This is a genomic window from Sphingomonas oryzagri (assembly GCF_029906645.1).
Taxonomy (GTDB): Bacteria; Pseudomonadota; Alphaproteobacteria; order Sphingomonadales; family Sphingomonadaceae; genus Solisphingomonas; species Solisphingomonas oryzagri.
The window spans coordinates 37,529-57,613 of the sequence record NZ_JARYGZ010000002.1; the positions used below are offsets into that span (position 1 = coordinate 37,529).

The 20,085-nt window shown below is 69.1% G+C and carries 18 protein-coding genes; 12 read left to right on the plus strand and 6 right to left on the minus strand.

What is annotated here, in order from left to right; all coding sequences use genetic code 11:
- Positions 1-33: 33 nt before the first annotated feature.
- The 4 genes from QGN17_RS14285 to hflK all read right to left on the minus strand — a co-directional run bounded on the left by QGN17_RS14285 (position 34) and on the right by hflK (position 5,319).
- The gene (locus QGN17_RS14285) at positions 34-1,581 is read right to left on the minus strand and encodes a helicase HerA-like domain-containing protein (RefSeq protein WP_281045261.1); all 1,548 of its coding nucleotides are present in this window, start codon (positions 1,579-1,581) and stop codon (positions 34-36) included.
- A gap of 95 nt (positions 1,582-1,676) precedes the next feature.
- Entirely contained in the window at positions 1,677-3,269 is a 1,593-nt protein-coding gene (locus QGN17_RS14290) for a Do family serine endopeptidase (RefSeq protein WP_281045262.1), read from the minus strand.
- A 116-nt stretch (positions 3,270-3,385) separates the two neighbouring features.
- The gene (locus QGN17_RS14295) at positions 3,386-4,240 is read right to left on the minus strand and encodes an SPFH domain-containing protein (RefSeq protein ID WP_281045263.1); all 855 of its coding nucleotides are present in this window, start codon (positions 4,238-4,240) and stop codon (positions 3,386-3,388) included.
- Positions 4,237-5,319, minus strand: a complete 1,083-nt coding sequence (gene hflK, locus QGN17_RS14300; RefSeq protein WP_281045264.1) for a protease modulator HflK — start codon at positions 5,317-5,319, stop codon at positions 4,237-4,239. The genes QGN17_RS14295 and hflK overlap by 4 nt, the downstream gene beginning before the upstream one ends.
- 129 nt (positions 5,320-5,448) lie before the next feature.
- Between hflK and QGN17_RS14305 the strand changes: the two genes are divergently transcribed.
- From QGN17_RS14305 to QGN17_RS14340, 8 genes are all read left to right on the plus strand, one after another.
- Positions 5,449-6,414, plus strand: a complete 966-nt coding sequence (locus QGN17_RS14305) for an Mrp/NBP35 family ATP-binding protein (RefSeq protein ID WP_281045265.1) — start codon at positions 5,449-5,451, stop codon at positions 6,412-6,414.
- A gap of 144 nt (positions 6,415-6,558) precedes the next feature.
- Complete coding sequence (locus tag QGN17_RS14310) at positions 6,559-6,999, plus strand: CoA-binding protein (protein WP_281045266.1); 441 nt, start codon at positions 6,559-6,561, stop codon at positions 6,997-6,999.
- Between the two features lie 49 nt (positions 7,000-7,048).
- Entirely contained in the window at positions 7,049-9,343 is a 2,295-nt protein-coding gene (gene ptsP, locus QGN17_RS14315) for a phosphoenolpyruvate--protein phosphotransferase (RefSeq protein ID WP_281045267.1), read from the plus strand.
- Between the two features lie 147 nt (positions 9,344-9,490).
- Positions 9,491-10,462 carry a helix-turn-helix domain-containing protein gene (locus QGN17_RS14320; protein WP_281045268.1) on the plus strand — a complete coding sequence of 324 codons (972 nt, stop codon included), beginning with the start codon at positions 9,491-9,493 and terminating at the stop codon, positions 10,460-10,462.
- Between the two features lie 81 nt (positions 10,463-10,543).
- The gene (locus tag QGN17_RS14325; protein ID WP_281045269.1) at positions 10,544-11,536 is read left to right on the plus strand and encodes a tetratricopeptide repeat protein; all 993 of its coding nucleotides are present in this window, start codon (positions 10,544-10,546) and stop codon (positions 11,534-11,536) included.
- A gap of 76 nt (positions 11,537-11,612) precedes the next feature.
- Positions 11,613-12,500 carry a tRNA lysidine(34) synthetase TilS gene (tilS, locus tag QGN17_RS14330; RefSeq protein ID WP_281045270.1) on the plus strand — a complete coding sequence of 296 codons (888 nt, stop codon included), beginning with the start codon at positions 11,613-11,615 and terminating at the stop codon, positions 12,498-12,500.
- Positions 12,501-12,580: 80 nt separating this feature from the next.
- Positions 12,581-14,557: an ATP-dependent zinc metalloprotease FtsH gene (gene ftsH, locus QGN17_RS14335; protein WP_281045271.1), complete on the plus strand. Its 1,977-nt coding sequence runs from the start codon at positions 12,581-12,583 to the stop codon at positions 14,555-14,557.
- Positions 14,558-14,638: 81 nt separating this feature from the next.
- Positions 14,639-15,208: a hypothetical protein gene (locus QGN17_RS14340; protein ID WP_281045272.1), complete on the plus strand. Its 570-nt coding sequence runs from the start codon at positions 14,639-14,641 to the stop codon at positions 15,206-15,208.
- A 3-nt stretch (positions 15,209-15,211) separates the two neighbouring features.
- Here QGN17_RS14340 and QGN17_RS14345 read toward each other — a convergent pair whose 3' ends face one another.
- Positions 15,212-15,913: an adenine nucleotide alpha hydrolase gene (locus QGN17_RS14345; protein WP_281045273.1), complete on the minus strand. Its 702-nt coding sequence runs from the start codon at positions 15,911-15,913 to the stop codon at positions 15,212-15,214.
- Between the two features lie 28 nt (positions 15,914-15,941).
- Between QGN17_RS14345 and QGN17_RS14350 the strand changes: the two genes are divergently transcribed.
- Positions 15,942-16,511 (plus strand): methyltransferase family protein, encoded by a 570-nt coding sequence (locus QGN17_RS14350; protein WP_281045275.1) that lies wholly within the window; start codon positions 15,942-15,944, stop codon positions 16,509-16,511.
- Position 16,512: 1 nt separating this feature from the next.
- Here QGN17_RS14350 and QGN17_RS14355 read toward each other — a convergent pair whose 3' ends face one another.
- The gene (locus tag QGN17_RS14355) at positions 16,513-17,625 is read right to left on the minus strand and encodes a DUF3667 domain-containing protein (protein WP_281045276.1); all 1,113 of its coding nucleotides are present in this window, start codon (positions 17,623-17,625) and stop codon (positions 16,513-16,515) included.
- A gap of 99 nt (positions 17,626-17,724) precedes the next feature.
- Between QGN17_RS14355 and QGN17_RS14360 the strand changes: the two genes are divergently transcribed.
- The 3 genes from QGN17_RS14360 to rsfS are packed head-to-tail and all read left to right on the plus strand — an operon-like array spanning position 17,725 to position 20,068.
- Positions 17,725-19,002 carry a glutamate-5-semialdehyde dehydrogenase gene (locus tag QGN17_RS14360; protein WP_390902700.1) on the plus strand — a complete coding sequence of 426 codons (1,278 nt, stop codon included), beginning with the start codon at positions 17,725-17,727 and terminating at the stop codon, positions 19,000-19,002.
- On the plus strand, positions 18,999-19,670 hold the full coding sequence (locus tag QGN17_RS14365) for a nicotinate-nucleotide adenylyltransferase (protein ID WP_281045278.1): 672 nt from the start codon (positions 18,999-19,001) through the stop codon (positions 19,668-19,670). Before QGN17_RS14360 ends, QGN17_RS14365 begins: the two co-directional genes overlap by 4 nt.
- Positions 19,667-20,068, plus strand: a complete 402-nt coding sequence (rsfS, locus tag QGN17_RS14370) for a ribosome silencing factor (protein WP_281045279.1) — start codon at positions 19,667-19,669, stop codon at positions 20,066-20,068. The genes QGN17_RS14365 and rsfS overlap by 4 nt, the downstream gene beginning before the upstream one ends.
- The last annotated feature ends 17 nt before the right edge of the window (positions 20,069-20,085 follow it).

The following is a 20,085-nucleotide window of genomic DNA, read 5'->3' on the forward strand; positions in this document are numbered from 1 at the left end:
AACGGCCGGCAAAAATCCGGGTGGTTTTTACCCTTACCGCCCCCGGATCAGCGACCCCAGCACGCCGCGTACCAGCGAGCCGACGAGGCCGCCACCGGAGGAAGAACGGCGTCCGCTGCCGAATATCTGCTTGCCGACCTCGTTGGCGACCTGCCGTCCGATCGAGGAAGAGGCCGAACGCGCCGCCGACTGGAGCATCTTGTCCCAAGTCGACGGCGGAGGCGCCTTGCCGGACGCGGCCGGCGCGGCATCCGCCTGCGCCTGCGCAGCCGCCGTCGAGGCCTGCGCCTTGGCGGCGAGCTTCTCGAACGCGCTCTCGCGATTGACGGGCGTGTCGTATTTGCCGCCGACCGGGGACAGCGAGCGGAGCGTCGCCCGCTCCTCCGGCGTGATCGGGCCGACGCGGCTCCTCGGCGGCTTGATCAGGGTGCGCTCGACCGGCTGGGGCGATCCGTCCGCCTGCAGCAGAGAGACCAGCGCCTCGCCGACCTTCAGCTCGGTGATGACGGTGGCGACGTCGACGCCGGGGTTCGCGCGGAACGTCTCGGCCGCCGCCTTCACCGCCTTCTGCTCCTTGGGGCTGAAGGCGCGGATCGCGTGCTGCACGCGGTTGCCGAGCTGGCCGGAGACGGTGTCCGGCACGTCGATCGGATTCTGGGTGATGAAATAGACGCCGACGCCCTTGGACCGGATCAGGCGCACCACCTGCTCCACCTTGGTGAGCAGCGACGGCGGCGCATTGTCGAACAGCAGGTGCGCCTCGTCGAAGAAGAAGACCATCTTCGGCTTGTCCGGATCGCCGACTTCGGGAAGCGTCTCGAACAGTTCGGAGAGCATCCACAGCAGGAAGGTCGCGTAGAGCTTCGGCGAAGCCATCAGCTTGTCGGCGGCGAGGATCGAGATCACGCCCCGGCCCTTGTCGTCGGTCAGCATGAAGTCGTGGATGTCGAGCGCCGGCTCGCCGAAGAAATGCTCACCGCCCTGGCTGCGTAGCTGGAGCAAAGCGCGCTGGATTGCGCCGACGCTGGCCTTGGAGACATTGCCGTAGGTGGTCGCCAGCTCGTCCGCCCGCGCGCTGATCTCGGCCAGCATGGCGCCCAGATCGTCGAGGTCGAGGAGCAGCAGCCCCTCCTTGTCGGCGAGCGTGAAGGCGACCGTCAGCACGCCTTCCTGCACGTCGTTGAGATCGAGCAATTGCGCCAGCAGCAGCGGCCCCATCTCGGACACGGTGGTGCGGATCGGATGGCCCTGCTCGCCCAGCAGATCCCAGAAGATCGCGGGATTGTCCGAGTAGGACCAGTCGTCCTCGCCGATCTCCTTGGCGCGGGCGGCGAAGATGTCGTGGGTCTTGGCCTGCGGCGAACCGGCCATGGCGATGCCGGAGAGATCGCCCTTCACGTCGGCGAGGAAGACGGGGACGCCGAGGCGGGAGAAATCCTCCGCGATGCCCTGCAGCGTGACGGTCTTGCCGGTACCGGTGGCACCCGCGATCAGGCCGTGGCGGTTGGCGCGCTTGAGCACGAGGCTCTGCCTCTGCCCGTCCGCGCTCGCGCCGATGAAGATGCCGTCGCCGTCCGCCATATGTGCCCGCTCCCTTGGATGAGCGACGGTTATGGCGCGTCTCGATGACGGACTAAAGCCCTCTCCCGATTTCGCGGGAGAGGGCTTCGATCAGGTCACTTCTTCTGCAGCTTCACGCCGATGTAGATGGCCTGCTGCGTGCCGCGCTGGACCTGCAGCAGCACCGTGTCGCGGCCGGCCTTCTGGGCGGCGGCGATCACCTGCGCGGCAGCCGCCACGGTGACGACCGGCTGCTGGTTGATCGACAGGATCACGTCGCCGCGCTTGAGACCGTTGGACGCCGCGTCGCTCGACGAATCGACCGAGGCGATGACGACGCCGCGCACGCTCGCCGGCAGGCCGAGCTGCTGGGCGATGCGCGGGCTGATCGCCTGCAGACCGAGGCCGAGCGCCGAGGAGGCCGCCTTGCTCTGCTGCGCGGCCGCGTCGCCGCCACCATTGTCGTCGTCCCCGTCGCCGGTGCCGAGCTGGCCGGTGAGCTGATCCTCGGGCGGACGCTCGCCGACCACGGCGGTGACGGTCAGCTTCTGGCCGCGACGGTAGAGTTCGATCGGCACGCGCGATCCGATCGGCAGGTTGGCGACGATGTAGGACAGGGTGTTGTCCGGCGTCACATCCTGGTTGTTGACCCGTACGATCACGTCGCCTGACTGGATGCCGGCCTTGGCGGCGGCATAGCCCGGCTCGACGCGGCCGACGATCTCGCCGTGATTCTTGGGCAGATTGAGCGCCGAGGCCATCTCGTCGTCGATCTGCTGGATCGCGACGCCGAGGTAGCCGCGCTTCACGCGCTCGCCCTTCATCAGCACCTCGACGACCGGCTTCGCTTCTTCCGCCGGAATCGCGAAGCCGATGCCGACATTGCCGCCCGACGGCGAGTAGATCGCCGAGTTGATGCCGACGACGTTGCCCGCCATGTCGAACATCGGGCCGCCCGAATTGCCGGAATTGATCGCCGCATCGGTCTGGATGTAGCGATCGTAGGGTCCGGAGCCGATGGCGCGATGGATCGCCGAGACGATGCCGGCGGTCACGGTGCCACCCAGCGCGAACGGGTTGCCGATCGCGATCACCCAGTCGCCGACGCGGGTCTTGGTCGAATCGCCGAACTGCACGAAGGGCAGCGGCTTGGGCGCGTCGATCTTGAGCACCGCGAGATCGGCAGCCTGATCGCGGCCGACCACCTTCGCCTTGTATTCGGTGCGGTCGGGAAGCGTGACCGTCACGCTCTCCAGCGTCGCGCCCTTGCTCTGCGGCGAATTCGGGTCGCCGGCGATGACGTGGTTGTTGGTGACGACATAGCCGTCCGCCGAGATGATGAAGCCCGAGCCGAGCGACATCGCCTCGCGCGTCTGCGCCTTGCCGCCCGATCCGCCGCTGCCGCCGCCATTGTCGTTGTCATCATCTCCGCCGCCACCATTGAACTGGCGGAAGAGATCGTCGAACGGCGTGCCGGCGAACGGGTTCTGCTGCTGCGGCACCTTGATCCGCTGCGTGGTCGAGATGTTGACCACCGCGGGCGAGAGGCGCGCGGTCAGATCCGCGAAGCTGGCCGGCCCGCCGAGCGGCCCGTGCGATTGCGAACCCGCATTCTGGGCGACCTGTGCAATGCTCTGGTCGTGCATCGTGAACGTGGCGGCGGCGCCGCCGGCAAGCAGCGCGGCAGTGATGGCATAAGCGTAACGCACGTGAGAAGGCCTCCCCAGCGGAAAATGGGTTCAGAGGGACTGCAGCGGGGCGCCGCGACGACTGCTGCGCAGCCTGCGACGAACCGCATGAACGCGGTTTGAACGGGCGACGGCGGTCACTGTTTCCCGCCGCTGCGGAACTGCCGGAAATATTCGCTGTTGGGCGACAGCACCATCTGCGTCGATCCATCCGCCAGCGTGATCCGGTAGGACAGCATGGCGCGATAGAAATCGAAGAATTCCGGATCCTGCCCGAACGAATCCGCGTAGATCTTGGAAACCTCGTCCTCGCCCGCCCGGCGGATGCCGGCGGCTTCCGCCAAGCCATCCGTGCGGATCGCATCGGCCTGCGCGTCCTGCGCCGCGCGCATCCGGCCGATCGCGGCATCGAGCGGCGCGCCTTCGGGCAAGGCGGTGCGATCGAGCCGCACCTCGGCGACGCGCACGCCGAAACGCTGCGCCGCCTTGTCCATCGCATCCTTCACCGCGCGCATCTGCGGCACCCGGTCGGGCAGCAGCAGCGCGGCGACCGGCAGCTGGCCGAGCTGGGTACGCAGTGCGGTGCCGAGCATCGGCTTCATCGTATCGGCGAACACGCCGGTATCGCCATGCGTCGCGGTGTAGAAGCGCGCGGGATCGACCACGCGGTAGCGCGCATAGGCATCGGCGGCGATCGGCCGGCCGTCCGCCGAGGTGATCGGCTGGCCTTCGAGATCGAGCGTCTGCACGCGCCTGTCGACGTAGAAGACCTGATCGACCAGCGGAACCCGCGCGACCAGGCCCGCGCCCGACGCGCCCAGCGCCTCGCCGGGCACGAAGCGGTTCACGACCGCGCGGGGCACGCCCATGCGGACGATCACCGCCTGCTGGCTCTCGCCCACCGTGGTGAAGATGCTGGCGACGGCGAGTACCACGACGATGAGCAGGATCGCCCAGCCGATCGGATTGCGGAGCAGGCGCGCGGCGTTCACTGGCCGCCTCCCTGCTGCGCCTGCGCCTGCGCCTGCGGCTTCTTGCCCGGCGGCGGCGGCACCTGCACGGTGACGTTGGGGGCATCGACGATCACCCGGCCGCTGCGCGCCAGGATGGCTTCCATCATGTCGTAATACATGCGCGAGCGGGTTACCTGCGGGGCGAGCTTGTAGGCATCATAGGCCTGATCGAACAGCTGAGTCTGCACCTTCGCATCGGCAATGTCCTTGCTGACATCGTCGCGCGCCTTGCCGGTTTCGGCCTGCACTGCGGCCTTGGCATCATCGATGCCCTTGGCCGAATCGGCGAGCTCGGCGGGCAGCCCGGCCTGCCGGATCGACACGCCCTGCACCAGCACGCCGGCATGGTAGCGATCGAGCAGCTGCTGCGTGCGGGCCGCCACGCGGGCGGCGAGATCGCTCTGGTCGCCCGAGACGATCCGGCCGAGGTCCATGCCCGCCACCGCCTCGCGCATCGCCGCCTGCGCGGCATCGCGGAGTACCGGTTCCGGATCGGAGGGCAGGTTGAAAAGATAGACGTCCGGGTCACGCACCGACCAGTTCACCGTGTAGGTGAGGTTCACCAGATCCTGATCGCGGGTCAGCAGCAGGTTGGCGCCGCCGGACGCAGGCTCGTCGAAGCTGCGATGCTTCTCGACATCGACCGGCGTCACCACGTCGATCGGCGCAGGCAGGGTCAGGCCGACGCCGGGCTTGAGCAGGCCGGCATAGCGGCCGAAGCGGGTGATCACCCCGACATCCTGCGGGGCGATGCGGTGCAGGCTGGTCGAGAACAGCCAGAGCGCCACGAAGGCGACGATCGCATAGCCCCAGATCGGCCTGCCACCGCCGGGCAGACCGGCGAAGCGATCTCGGCCGCGCCGGATCAGTTCCTCCAGCGAGGGCTGGCCGCCTTCTTTCGGCGCGCGCGGCTTGCGGCTTGGCGGCTGGAGCCAGGGGTTGCGCCGCTCGCCGCCCTTGCGGTCACCGGGCGTCTTGTCCTCGCCCGGACCCCAGGGGCCTTCCTCGTTCAGCATGGCAGGGGCGTCGCCGGGGCGCGGCCCGATATCCTCGATCATCGGGCCATTATAGGAAGGCCGACACGGAAAAATAGTGCCATCGCTTGCCGAGCCGGCATTGTCTGCCGCGATTTCCGAGCCGCCAGATGATTTCATCTGGCTCGAAATCGCTCTAAGCGCGGCGCCGACATGACCGACTCCGCCCCGATCGCCGCCGCCCTCGCATCCCTGCCCGACGCCCGCCGCATCGCGCCGCCGCGCGTTTCGGCCGACGGAGTCGCCAGCGTGATCCTCGACGTGACCGGCCTCGACGCCGCCGCGCGCGACGCGCTGGAGGCCGAGGTGCGCGGGCGTCTCGCGACCGTGCCGGGGATCTGCGAGGTCCGCCTCGTGCAGACTGCCGAGAAGGCCGAGCGCCGGCTGATCGCGATCGCATCGGGCAAGGGCGGGGTCGGCAAGTCGACGCTGTCGGCCAATCTCGCCATCGCGCTGCGCCGGCTCGGTCATCGCACCGGCCTCGTCGATGCCGACATCTACGGCCCCTCGCAGCCGCGCCTGATGGCGGCCGACGGCGAGCGGGCGACCGCGCACGACAAGCAGCTGCTTCCGATCATGACCCGCTACGGCGTGCCGATGCTCTCGATGGGACAGCTGGTGGCCCCCGAAAAGGCGCTGGCGTGGCGCGGGTCGATGGCGTCCGGCGCGTTCGGCCAGCTGGTCGAGGGGCGCTGGGAGCATGTCGACACCCTGGTGGTGGACCTGCCGCCCGGCACCGGCGACGTCCAGCTGTCGATGATCCAGAAGCATCGCCCGGCCGGCGCGGTGATCGTCTCGACCCCGCAGGACCTGGCCCTGATCGACGCGGCGCGCGCGATCGACCTGTTCAACACCGCCGGCGTGCCGGTGATCGGCATCGTCGAGAACATGGCGGGCTACGTCTGCCCGCATTGCGGCGAGGCCTCCGATCCGTTCGGGCAGGGCGGTGCGGAGGCGGAAGCCGCGCGGCTCGGCATCCCCTTCCTCGGCCGCGTGCCGCTCGACATCGCGATCCGCCGTGCGTCCGATGCCGGCGAGCCACCGGCAGCGGGCGACGACAAGGCCGCCGCGCCGTTCCTCGCGATCGCGCAGAAAGTGGCGAAGAGTCTCGGAAAATAGTCGTCGCTCCTGCGTAGGCAGGAGCCCATCTCGCCACCGTGCCACCCGCACGACAGCCAAGGAGATGGGCCCCTGCCTACGCAGGAGCGACGTGATGGACCATATTAGGCGCATCGACCGTTCCTCTTCGAAAGGAGATCCGTCATGCCCCTCACCTCCGACGCCGACATCGCCCAACTGCTCCGCGACACCCGCACCGTCGCCCTGGTCGGCATTTCCGACCGGCCGACCCGCCCCAGCTACGGCGTGATGCGGACGCTGCAGGAGCACGGCTTCCGCGTCTTCCCGGTCAACCCGCAGATCACCGGCGAGCATGTCCATGGCGAGTTCGTCTGGCGCGAGTTGGCGCAGATCGGCGAGCCGATCGACCTCGTCGACATCTTCCGCAATTCCGAAGCCGCCGGAGACGCGGTTGACGAGGCGATCGCCGCCGGCGCCAAGGCCGTCTGGATGCAGCTCGGCGTGGTCAACGAGGCCGCTGCCGCGCGCGCCGAGGCGGCCGGGCTGAAGGTGGTGATGGACCGCTGCCCCGCGATCGAGATCCCGCGTCTCGGCATCGAACCGATCGAACCGGCGGCGACGTGATCATATCGGCCTTGGCCCGACGCGCGTTCATCTGATAGCGCTGCGGTTCATGGCAGTCCCCGTCCCCTCCCCCGCCGCCACCGCCGCCCGCGAGATCCTCACCCGGCTGCACGACGTGATGGCGGGGCGGACCAACGCCCAGTCCAAGCTCAACAACGTCGTCCAGATCATCGGCGAGGCGCTGACCAGCGAGGTCTGCTCGATATACCTGCTGCGCGAGGGCGTGCTGGAGCTGTTCGCGACGCGCGGGCTGGCGCAGGACGCCGTGCACGTCACCAAGCTGGCCTTCGGCGAGGGTCTGGTCGGCACCATCGCCAAGCATGTCGAGACGCTCAATCTCGACGAGGCGACCAGCCACCCCGAATTCGCCTACAAGCCGGAAACGGGGGAAGACCTGTTCCACAGCTTCGCGGGCGTTCCGATCGTCCGGCGGGAGCGCGCGGTGGGCGTGCTGTGCGTCCAGCACGAGGCCAGCCGCCGCTACGACGATGTCGAGATCGAGGCGCTGCAGACGGTCGCGATGGTGCTCGCCGAGCTGATCGCGGCGGCCGGCCTGATCGACGAGAGCAGCGGCGGGGGCGCCGGCGCGCGCGACAACGGCCCGGCGCAGCTCACCGGCCTGAAGCTCGTCGATGGCATGGCAAGCGGCCACGCCGTCTTCCACCAGCCGCGCGTCGTGGTCGAGCATACCGTCGCCGAGGATGTCGAGGTCGAGCGGCAGCGCGTCTATTCCGCCTTCCGCCAGATGCGCGAGCAAATCGACCGCATGATGGGGCAGGCCGAGTTCGGCACGGCGGGCGAGCATCAGGAGGTGCTCGAGACCTACAAGATGTTCGCCTATGACGAGGGCTGGAGCCGCCGGATCAACGAGGCGATCAGCTCCGGCCTCACCGCCGAGGCCGCGATCGAGCGCGTGCAGCAGCGCCAGCGGATGCGGATGCGCGAGATTTCCGATCCGCTGCTCGCCGACCGGATGCACGATCTGGAGGATCTTTCCAACCGGCTGCTGCGCATCGTCTCGGGCCAGCTCGGCACGGCGGCGCAGATGGGGCTGCGGCAGGATTCGATCCTGATCGCGCGCAATCTCGGCCCCGCCGAACTGCTGGAATATGATCGTCGCCGGCTGAAGGGGGTGGTGCTGGAAGAAGGCTCGCTCACCGCGCACGTCACCATCGTCGCGCGCGCCATGGGCATCCCCGTGCTGGGGCGGACCAAGGACGTGCGCCACATGGTCGCGGAAGGCGATCTGTTGCTTCTGGACACCGGCCAGCAACGTGTCGTCGCCAGACCCACCGCCACCATGGAGGAGGCGTTCGAGGCCAAGCTCGCGGTCACGCAGAAGCGCCGCGCCGAATTCGCCGCGCTGCGCGACCAGCCGGCGCTGTCGAAGGATGGCGTGCGGGTGCAGCTGATGATGAACGCCGGCCTGCGCGACGACGTCGCCGCGCTCGACATCACCGGCGCCGACGGCATCGGTCTGTTCCGCACCGAATTCCAGTTCCTCGTCTCCGCGACGCTCCCCCAGCGCGAGCGCCAGCAGCGGCTCTACAAGGACGTGATGGACGCCGCCGGGGATCGCCCGGTGATCTTCCGCACGGTCGACATCGGCGGCGACAAGGCGCTGCCCTACATGAAGACCGACGGCGAGGATGCGGTCGGCGAGGAAAATCCGGCGATGGGCTGGCGCGCGCTGCGCCTCGCGCTGGAACGCGACGCGCTGATGAAGGCGCAGGCGCGCGCTCTGCTGGAGGCGGCGGCCGGCCGCACTCTACACATCATGTTCCCGATGGTGTCCGAACCGTGGGAATATGAAGCCGCGCGCGAGCTGGTAGAGCAGCAGCGCAAGTGGCTGGCGTCGCGCGGCAAGCTCGGGCCGGGCGCGGTGCGCTACGGCGCGATGCTGGAGGTGCCGGCGCTGGCCGAGATGCTCGACCAGCTGCTGCCGCGCCTCGATTTCCTGTCGATCGGCACCAACGACCTCACCCAGTTTCTTTTCGCCGCCGATCGCGGCAATCCGCGCCTCGCCGAGCGATACGACTGGCTCTCGCCCGCGATCCTGCGCTTCCTTGCGCGCGTGGCGACGACCTGCCGCGAGGCTGGTGTGCCGGTCGGCGTCTGCGGAGAAATGGGCGGGCGGCCGCTGGAGGCACTCGCCCTGCTCGGCCTCGGCATCGATCGCCTGTCGATCACGCCGGCGGCGGTCGGCCCGGTGAAGGCGATGATCCGATCGCTCGACATCGGCGCGCTGCGCGAGGCGATGCCGCCATGGCTCGCCGAGGCGCCGCGCGATCTGCGCCAGCGGATCGAGAGCTGGGCGGAGAACCAGGGCGTACTGCTCGCCTGATTCCGGCCGTCCGTGCGTGCCGCACGACCGGCCGCACGATCGTAACCGACTTCGTGCAGGCATTTGACATTGGTTCGCGCCTGTTGCGTAACAGGACACGAGTTTGATCTGCGTTGTGTTGGGGCATCGCCCCGGCGGGGAGACATGATGGACGAAGCGGGCGAGCGGGCAGCGGACCCGATTGCTGAGGTGCCAACCACGGTGGGCGCGCGGCTGCGCGCGGCCCGCGAGGCGCGCGGGCAATCGCTGGAGGATATCGGCCGGCAGACCCGCGTTCCCGTGCGCCACCTCGTCCAGATCGAGGACGGGCGGCTGGATGGCCTGCCCGCCGCCCCTTACAGCGCCGGCTTCGTCAAATCCTATGCGCGCGCCGTCGATCTCGATCCGATCGAGGCGAGCCAGCAGTTCCGCGCCGAATTCGCCGCCGCCGCGCAGGCATCCCCGCGCGTCGCCTACGAGCCTTATGAACCGGCCGATCCGGTGCGCCTGCCGCCCCGCCTGCTCGCCTTCGTGGCGCTGGCGATCGCGATCCTGCTGGTCGCGGGCTACGGCATCTGGCGCAGCGGCATCCTGACGGGCGAAGGTACCGACGAGCGCGCGCGGCTGGCGGCCAGCGGTGAGCCGATGGGGACGAGCGGCACGCCTGCCCCGGCGGCGGCCCAGCAGGCCGCGCCGAAGCCGGCAGTGCCGGTCGGCGGCGCGGTGCGCCTCACCGCCACGCAGGACACCTGGTTCGAGGTGACCGACAAGGCATCCGGCACGCGCCTCTACACCGGCGTGCTCAAGCAGGGCCAGGGCTGGGACGTACCGCCGTCGGCCGGCGATCCCGTGATCAAGACCGGCCGGCCCGAGGGTCTGACCGTCACGGTCGGCGGCCAACCGGTGGCGCCGCTCGGCCCGCCGGCGAAGACCGTGTCGAACGTCAGCCTCAAGGCCGCCTCGCTCGCCGCGCGCCCGGCGCCCGCTCCCTCGGCCGCCGTGCCGCCCGCGACCGCCAGTACGCCTCAGCCGCGCCGCAGCACACCGGTCGCCGCCACGGCCGCGACGCCGCCGGCCCTGATCCCGCCCGCCGCGATCGGCGAACCCGCCACCAGCTCCACGACCACGCCGCAACCGTAACCACATCCTTGTCGCTTCATCGTGGCGACAGCCGCGATTTCGGATAGGATGCGCGACGGACCACAATCAGGAACCTTGCCCATGCGCCTGGCGATCATCGCCCTCCTCCTCGCCGGCACCGCCGCGCCCGCCTTCGCGCAGGACGGCTCGATCCCCGGCCGCGTCGACAAGCTGGAGCACGAGATGCGCGCGGTGCAGCGCAAGGTCTTCCCCGGCGCCAACCCCGATTATTTCGATCCGCAGATCGCGCCGCAGCAGGCGCCGCCGCCCGAAGTCGGCACGCCCGCCAATTCGGCGGTGAGCGATCTGTCGCAGCGCGTCTCGGCGCTGGAGCAGCAGGTCCAGCAGCTCACCAACCAGACCGAGGTGAACAACCATCGCCTCGATCTGCTGGAGCAGAACTATCAGAAGATGAAGGGCGACACCGATTATCGCCTGAACGCGCTGGAAGGCCATGGCGCGCCGCCCTCCCCGGCGCAGGGCGGCATGGTCGATGGTGGTCCGCCGCCCGGCGCCCCGGCGACCGTCTCCTCGTCCGATCCGAACGCCCCCGCCCCGTTCGGCCCCAAGGGGCGCAAGCCGGTGACGGGCACGCCCGCGCCGACCATGGGTGACGAGGCCGGCAACCAGGCGCCGCCCGCCGCCGGCCCGGCCGCGATGCCGGCGCTGACCAAGACCGGCGATCCGGCCGAGGACCAGTATATGCTGGGCTACACGCTGTGGACGCAGAAGCGCTACGCCGATGCCGAGACGCAGCTGAAGGCGGTCGTCGCCAAATATCCCAAGCACAAGCGCGCGAGCTACGCGCAGAACCTGCTCGGCCGCGCCTATATGGACGACGGCCAGCTTTCGGACGCGGCCAAGGCCTTCTACGCCAGCTACAAGCAGTTCCCGCGCGGCGAGCGCGCGCCGGACAGCCTCTATTATCTCGGCCAGACGCTCCAGCAGCTGAAGAAGACCAGCGACGCCTGCCAGGCCTATGGCGAGTTCGATGACGTCTACGGCGCCACCGCCGCACCGGCGCTCAAGGCGCGCGTCAAGCAGGCGCAAGCGGATGCCAAGTGCGGGGCCTGACCCCGCCCTCGTAGAGCGGTTTCAGCGCGATCTGCGGAAATTGCTGAATTCTCCCCCTGGCGGGGGAGGATTTCGCATGGGCATCGCATTGTCCGGTGGACCGGACAGCCTCGCCCTGCTGATCCTCGCGGCGGCCGCCGGGCCGGCGATGGCGTTGACGGTCGATCACGGGCTGCGTGCGGACAGTGCTGCCGAGGCGGGGACGGCCGGCGCGGTCGCCGCCTCGCTCGGCGTGCCGCACCACATCGCCCGCGTATCCGTGGCCGATGGCGGCGAAGGCCTGCAGGGCGAGGCCCGCCGCGCACGTTATGCAGCACTCGGCGACTGGGCGCGGCGCGAGGGCCTTGCAGCCATCCTCACGGCTCACCACGCCGACGACCAGGCCGAGACCATGTTGATGCGCCTGTCGCGCGGCGCGGGGCTCTCCGGTCTTACCGGTATCCGCCCCGCCCGCCTGCTCGACGAGGACGATCCGGCGGGGCCGTGGCTGCTCCGCCCGCTGCTCGGCTGGCGCAAGGCGGAGCTGGAGGGGATCGTCGCGGCGGCGGGAATCACCCCGGCACGCGACCCGTCGAATCACAGCGACCGATTCGATCGCACCGCGGCCCGCGCGCTGCTCGCCGCCCACCCATGGCTCGACCCGATTCGATTTTCGTCGAGCGCCGACCATCTGCGCGACGCCGATACCGCGCTGGAAGCGACGACCGATCGCCTGCTCGCGGACGCCGTGTCGCTGTCCGGCGACACCGTCCGCCTCACCCCCGGCGATGCCCCGCGCGAGATCGTGCGGCGGGCGTTACGACGGCTGTTTTCCGGGCATTTCGGCGCCCATCCCGACGGCCCCGGCCTCGATCGGTTGATGGCGACGCTGGCCACCGGCGGCACCGCCACGCTCGGCCCGGTGCTGGCCAAAGGTGGCCCGGTCTGGAGCCTCCGCCGCGCCCCGCCCCGTCGATCGACCTGATCGACCCCGATACGCACGTTGTTCCATTGCCATTAACCCCGCCGATCCTACATAATCACGGACCTCTATAGGGATCGGACATGCAGAACGACGACAAGGACCCCCAGAACGGCGGCAACGGCGGCGGGGGCAATGCCTGGATGAAGAACATGCTGGTCGTGTTCGCCATCGTGGGCGCGCTGTTCCTCTTCGTCTCGCTGTTCAACAACGGCATGGGCGACAGTCGCTCCAACCAGACGATCCCCTATTCCGAATTCCTCTCCAAGGTGGATGACGGATCGATCAAGGACGTGACGATCGCGGACAACGTGATCACCGGCAAGATCGGCGCGGACCAGACCTTCCGCACCATCTCGCCCAACGATCCGCAGCTGGTCGATCGCCTGCAGAGCAAGAGCATCAAGTTCAGCGTGAAGCCCGCCGAGCAGGGTTCGATCTGGATGGCGTTGCTGTTCCAGTCGCTGCCCTTCCTGCTGCTGATCGGCATCGCCTTCTTCGTGATGCGTCAGATGCAGAAGAACGCCGGTTCCGGCGCGATGGGCTTCGGCAAGAGCCGCGCCAAGCTGCTGACCGAGAAGCATGGCCGCGTCACCTTCGACGACGTCGCCGGTATCGAGGAGGCGCGCGAGGAGCTGGAGGAGATCGTCGAGTTCCTGAAGGATCCGTCCCGCTTCGCGCGGCTCGGCGGCAAGATCCCGAAGGGCGCTCTGCTGGTCGGCTCGCCCGGCACCGGCAAGACGCTGCTGGCCCGCGCCATCGCGGGTGAGGCGGGCGTGCCCTTCTTCACCATCTCCGGCTCGGACTTCGTGGAGATGTTCGTCGGTGTCGGCGCGTCGCGCGTCCGCGACATGTTCGAGCAGGCCAAGAAGAACGCGCCCTGCATCGTCTTCATCGACGAGATCGACGCGGTCGGCCGCCATCGCGGCGCGGGCCTCGGCAACGGCAATGACGAGCGCGAGCAGACGCTGAACCAGCTGCTCGTCGAGATGGACGGCTTCGAGGCGAACGAGGGAATCATCATCATCGCGGCGACCAACCGCCCCGACGTGCTCGATCCCGCGCTGCTGCGTCCGGGCCGCTTCGACCGGCAGGTCGTCGTGCCGCGCCCGGATATCGAGGGCCGCGTGAAGATCCTCGAAGTCCACATGAAGAAGGTGCCGACCGCGCCGGACGTCGATCCGCGCACCATCGCGCGCGGCACGCCGGGCTTCTCGGGCGCCGATCTCGCCAACCTCGTCAACGAGGCGGCTTTGCTCGCCGCGCGCAAGGCCAAGCGCCTCGTCGCCATGCTCGAGTTCGAGGAGGCGAAGGACAAGGTCTATATGGGCGCCGCCCGCAAATCGATGGTGATGACGGAGGACGAGAAGAAGTCCACCGCCTACCACGAGGCCGGCCATGCCATCGTTTCGCTCGTGGTGCCGGGCTGCGACCCGCTCCACAAGGTCACGATCATCCCGCGCGGTCGTGCGCTGGGCGTAACGTGGAACCTGCCCGAGCGCGACGTGCTCACCCAGACGATGAAGAGCATGAAGGGCAAGCTCGCTCTGTGCTTCGGCGGGCGCATCGCCGAGCAGCTGATCTACGGGCATGACGAGCTCAACACCGGCGCCGCCAACGACATCCAGCAAGCCACCAACGTCGCCCGTGCGATGGTGATGGAATATGGCATGTCGGAAAAGCTCGGCTGGCTGCGCTATCGCGACAATCAGGACGAGGTGTTCCTCGGCCACTCGGTCAGCCGCGCACAGAACATGTCCGAGGAGACCGCGCGCCTGATCGACAGCGAGGTTCGCCGGCTGATCGAGGAAGCCGAGGCCACCGCGCGCAAGGTGCTGACCGACAATCTCGACGCGCTGCACCGCGTGACCGAGGCGCTGCTCGAATATGAGACGCTCACCGGTGAGGAGACGAAGCGGCTGATGAACGGCGAGGATATCGGCCGCGATCTGGCGCCGCGTGGCCCCCAGCCGCGCCCGGCGACCGGATCGTCCATCCCCAAGTCGAAGCGCCCCGGCGGCGGCGGCGCATGGGGCAATCCGGCACCGCAGGGCGCCTGACGCGTTCGCAGATTTCGAGTTGTTCCGGGGGCCGGTGCAGCGATGCGCCGGCCCTCTTCGTTTTCGGGAGAATGCAGCGGGATGGGTAGCTGGGATTGGCGCGCGATGGGTCAGGATCGGCGGGTGCGCTGGCTCGGCGGGCTGCTCGCCGCCGCGATCGTGGTCGGCCTGATCGCGGCCTGGGCTTCGCGCGGCGAGTTCAAGGGCAAATATGCCGTCCCCGTTTTGGGCGCCGAGCATAACGACCTGGTCGCGCAGCAGCAGGCAGCCCCGCCTCCGCTTGTGCAACAGGAGTCACCGCCGGTGATCGCGCAACGTCCGCCGAACGTCCGCCCGATCGATCCTCAGCCGCAATTGGCCGACGAGGACCAGGCAGCGCCGCAGGCCGACGATGGGGACGAGCCGAGCGACGCCGACCGCATGGCCGGCGCGATCGACCGGGCGGCGCGCAAGGCGCTCGATCGGGGCGAGCCGGTCCGCTGGCACAAGGCCGGGCAGCGCGGCTATGTCGTGGTCAGCGACGCGCGCACTTATGGCGACCGCGAATGTCGCAACGTCTCCGCCACGATCAACAGCGACGACGGCCCCACCCAGTCCAGCTCGCATCTGTGGTGCACCACGCCGGACGGCGACTGGGCACCGGCGGAGTAGGGCTCACCCTGCCGGCAGCAGGTCGCGGAAGCAGAAGCGGCCGCGCGTGACCGTCTCGCCCAGTACGACCGGCACCGGATGCGCGAAGCAGGGGCCGTCGAACACGAAGCTGTGAAACTCGCCATTCTCGCCGCACGGATCGACCTCCGGGGGCAGATCGGCGAGCAACGCGCGATCGATCGAACGGCCCGCGAAACTCGCGTCCAGCCGATCCAGATCGACGCAGGAAATCGCCGCGCGGAAACCCGCATCCTCGAACCGCTCGACGAACGCCCGCGTATCTCGCCCCCACACCGGATACAGCGCGGCCATGCCGTTGCGTGCCATCAGGGTATCGCGATAGGCCCGGATGTCGGCGAGGAAGAGATCGCCGAACGCCACCGTCGCGCAGCCCGCGTCGCGATGCCCGGCGAGCGCCTCGCCCATCGCCGCCTCATAGACCTCGTTGGAACACTCGGCCGGGATGAAGACTTCGTGCAGCGGCAACCCGAGCGCCTCCGCCTGCTGCGCCAGAAGGGAGCGGCGGACCCCATGGATGCTGATCCGGTCGTAATCGCGCGTCACGGTGGTGATCAGGCCGACCACCTCATGATCGGGCGATCGCAGCAGTTCATCCAGCGCGACGCAGCTGTCCTTGCCCCCGCTCCACGACATCAGCACCTTGGTCATGCCCGTCCCATCGGGGATCGCACCGGGCTTGTCCATCGGCGGGGTTCGGGCGCACAGTCGGCCGATGAGCATCGATCTGGTCGCGACCCTGCTGTGGTGGCTGTTCCTTCTCGGCTGGTGGGCGGCCGCGCTCTGGGTCGCGAAGGCGACGACCAAGGCACCGGCGGGACGCCGCCTCGCCTATTTCGCGGGCTTCGCGATCGGCTTCAGCCTGCTCTTCGCCGGCAACCACGCCGATGCGCGGACCAGCCCGACGCTCTGGCACGCGCCGCCTGCGCTCGACCTCGCGCTGCTGGCCGCCCAGCTCACCGCGTTGGCGTTCGCCTGGTGGGCGCGTGTCCATCTCGGCAAGCTCTGGTCCGGCATGTTGACACTGCGCGAAGGGCACAGGGTGGTGGACACCGGACCCTATGCGCTCGCCCGCCATCCGATCTACACGGCCTTCATCGCCGGATCGTGGTTCTACGCGCTGATCGAGGCAAAGCCGCTGCCGCTCGCCGGCGCCGCCATCCTCACCCTCGTCATGACGGTAAAGGCGAAGGAGGAGGAAAATTTCCTCCGCCGCGAGCTGGGTGCGACGGACTATGATGCCTATGCGGCACGGGTCAGGATGCTGATCCCGCTGCCCCGATAACTCACTCCGCCTCCAGCCAGAGCAGGAAGACGAAAAAGAGCGAGCAGGTGATCGTCGTCATCGTCAGCAACATGAAGGTGCGCCACGTCGCGCCGAAACGGCCGAGCCCGTAGGCGTACTTCAGATGCTTGTACATGTGGACCGGCGGCACGATCAGCCATGCCAGCCACAGCCAGGCGGACGAGATGCCCACGATGTGCAGCGCGATCAGCCCGACCGCGAGCAGGGTCATGAAGCTCAGCGAATGGATCGCGAAAATGGCGTGGTCGTACATCCCCACGTCGCGCCGCCAGAAGAACATCAGCCAGATGAACGGCATCGAGATCGGGATAAGCGCCCAGCTATATTTGTAGGACGCCATCTTCAGCTTGTAGGCGTAGAGCGCGCCATTCTCGTTGACGCCGCGGATCTGCCGATCGAGCCACGGGATGTCGCTGTGCCACTCCGCGTCGTTGCCATGGAGCAGGCCCTTGCCCGTGTCCGTCTGGATCTTTGCCGGAAGCTGCGCGGCAACGTTGGTCATCGCCTGCACGTCGGCCTGCTCGGCCTTGATCTTCTTGTCGATGTCGGCGGTATTGGCCTTGGGATCGGCGGCGAGCGCGTCGGCACGCTGCTTCTGCAATTTCGTCAGGTTGTCGGCGGATTGCTGAGCCGCCTTGCCCATCTCCACCTTGGCCTTGGCCATGCCGGCGGCCGCGCCCGACACGTCCGGCATGGCGAGCTTGTTCACCGCCGCGAACAGCAGGAAGACCGAGAAGAGGAACATCGCCATCGGCGTCACGAACTTCGCGCGCTCGCCATGGACGTAGCGCCGCGTGAGGTCGCCCGGATGCAGCGCCAGCATCGGCAGCGTGTTCCAGAATTTGCCCTCGAAGTGGAAGACGCCGTGCAGGATGTCGTGGACGAGGCCCATCATGTTGCGATGGAGATGCCCGCTCTGCCCGCACTGCTGGCAGAAGGGGCCGGATCGCGTCGTCCCGCAATTGGGGCAGACGCCGCCCGCGCCGTCATGCGGGTCGTGCCCCGCCTCGCCGGTCGCCACGCCGCCGCGATCAACCTCGCGCGCGATGATGCCGCCGGTCAGGATGTCGCCGATGCCGTCCGCTTCGCCCACGCGCTCAAACCCCTCGTTGCGCTATAGCAAGATAATACACGCAAAGGCGGAACGGTCGAGAGGGTGCCGAAACGCCCGAATCCTGCTACGCGCGGGGCCATGGACATGCCGCTCCCCCTCACCGAGCAGGATGCCGACGCGCTGGTCGGCACGATGGGCCGCCGTGCCCGCGAAGCTGCACGGGTATTGGCGGGGGCGCCGACCACGCGCAAGGCCGATGCGCTCGTCCGCGCCGCCGGGCTGCTGCGCGCGCGATCGGCCGACATCCTCGCCGCCAACGCCGCCGACATGGCGCGCGCCGACACATCGGGCATGGCGGCGGCGATGAAGGATCGGCTGCGGCTCGACGAGGCGCGGCTGGAGGGCATCGCGGCGGCGCTGGAGGCGGTGGCGGGCCTGGACGATCCGGTCGGCGGCATCGTCGATGAGCGCAACCGCCCCAACGGCCTGCTGCTCCGCCGCGTGCGCGTGCCGCTGGGCGTGGTCGGCATCATCTACGAAAGCCGCCCCAACGTGACGGCCGATGCCGGCGCGCTGGCGCTGATGGCGGGCAATGCCGCGATCCTGCGCGGCGGATCCGAAGCGCGCGAGAGCAACGCCGCGATCCACGCCGCGCTCGCCGACGGGATCGAGGCCGCCGGCCTGCCGCGCGACGCCGTGCAGATGATCCCGACCACCGATCGTGCGGCGGTCGGCGCGCTGCTGCGCGCACAGGGGCTGGTCGACATCATCGTACCGCGCGGCGGCAAGGGCCTCGTCGCGCGCGTGCAGGACGAGGCGCGCGTGCCGGTGCTCGCCCATCTCGACGGGATCAACCACAGCTTCGTCCATGCTTCCGCCGACAGGGGCATGGCCGAGGCGATCGTGGTCAACGCCAAGCTGCGCCGCACCGGCGTCTGCGGATCGACCGAGACGCTACTGATCGACCGCGCCTATCCGCATGCCACCGCGCTGGTCGCCGCACTGCTCGATGCCGGCTGCGCGCTGCGGGGTGATCGCGAATCGCAGGCGCTCGATACGCGCATGACAGCCGCGACCGACGAGGACTGGGACACCGAATATCTCGACGCGATCTGCGCGGTGCGTGTCGTCGATGGCGTGGAGGGCGCGATCGCGCACATCGCCGCTCACGCCTCGCACCACACCGATGCGATCATCGCCGAAGATGAGGACACGGCGGCACGCTTCCTCGGCGACGTCGATTCGGCGATCGTGATGTGGAACGCCTCCACCCAGTTCGCCGACGGCGGCGAGTTCGGCCTCGGCGCCGAGATCGGCATTTCCACCGGCCGCCTCCACGCGCGCGGCCCGGTCGCGCTCGAAGGCCTCACCACCTACAAATGGCAGGTGCTGGGGACGGGCCAGATCCGGCCTTGAAACGCATCGGCCTGCTCGGCGGTTCGTTCAATCCGGCGCATGAGGGGCATCGCCGGATCAGCCTGTTCGCGCTCGATGCGCTCGGGCTGGACGAGGTGTGGTGGCTGGTGTCGCCCGGCAATCCGCTCAAGCCTTCCAGGGGCATGGCGCCGCTCTCCGCCCGGCTCGCCTCGGCCGGGCGGATGGCGCGCCACGCACCGATCGTCCCCACCGCGATCGAGGCGACGCTCGGCACCCGCTTCACCGCCGATACGCTGGCGAGGCTGGTCCGCCGCTTTCCGAACGACCGCTTCGTCTGGCTGATGGGAGCGGACAATCTCGCCCAGTTCCACCAGTGGAAACGCTGGCGACAGATTGCGCGAACGCTTCCCATTGCCGTGATCGCCCGGCCGGGATATGATGCGGCTGCCCGATCCGCGGTGGCGATGGGCTGGCTTGGCCGTTTTGGTCATTCCCCCGGCACCGCGAGACGGTGGACGCGATGGAGTTTGCCGGCGCTCGTGCTGTTGCACACGTACCCCGACCCGACTTCAGCCACCGCCCGGCGGGCTGCCGATCCCGATTGGCATCGCCGCCGACTTCCCAGGGCCGCCCGCGACCGCGTGACGCGCCGGCCCGTTCCCCCGGAGGATACTTGCCTTCCCCTACCGCCGCCGCCCGCTCCATGACGGGTGGCCCCGCTGCCTCTGCCGAAGCCCAGGCGCTTCATGCCACCATCCTGCAGTCGCTGGATGACGATCAGGCGGTCGAGACCGTCTCGATCCCGCTCGCCGGCAAGTCGACGATCGCCGATTATATGGTGATCGCGTCGGGCCGTTCGAGCCGCCAGGTCTCCTCGATGGCCTCCAAGATCGCCGAGAAGGTGAAGGCGCAGACCGGCCAGAGCCCCAAGATGGAAGGCCTCGCCGCCGCCGACTGGGTGCTGATCGACGCGGGCGACGTGATCGTCCACCTGTTCCGCCCGGAGGTCCGCAGCTTCTACAATCTGGAGCGGATGTGGGCGTTCGGTGACGAAAGCGCCGCGACCGCCTCGCCCTCCAACCCGCCCGCGCCGCCCGGCGCCTGACGGCCGCGCGGGGGACG